1 protein-coding gene is annotated in these 412 nt (G+C 50.7%); it reads left to right on the top strand.

The features are described from left to right. Positions 1–412, top strand: a 412-nt coding sequence (locus tag NHE85_RS16640; RefSeq protein ID WP_252813333.1) for a hypothetical protein, incomplete at both ends; no start/stop codon positions are given.

Raw genomic sequence — 412 nt, 5'->3', positions numbered from 1 at the left:
AAGGGTTGATACCGGTGCAATAGCCATAGCCGACCCTGAGCATTATACCAACCCTGCACCACCACAAGGTAACCCAAAAACATTGTTTGTAAAGGTTACCACCCAGGATGGCTGCGTTAGCTATACGACCCTTACCATCAAGGTACTTCCGCTGCCAACACCGGATACCACTCCTGATGCTTTGGTACTGTGTGATGACAACGGCGATGGTGACGGCGTAGAGGAATTTGACCTTACCCAGGCCGCAGCCGATATAAAAGACAACGGCAGCAACTACATCCTTACCTACTATACTACACAGGAAGATGCGCAGAATGAAGTAAACCCTATAGCTGACCCTTCAGCCTATGAAAGCGGGACAGGTTCAGTGTGGGTACGTGTTGCCCTTGATACGCACAACCCTGCAGAGCCG

The organism is Flavobacterium sp. NRK1, from assembly GCF_024054175.1.
Lineage (GTDB): Bacteria > Bacteroidota > Bacteroidia > Flavobacteriales > Flavobacteriaceae > Flavobacterium.
Note: the sequence above shows the minus strand (reverse complement) of the source record. Positions and strands in the feature narration are given on the sequence as shown.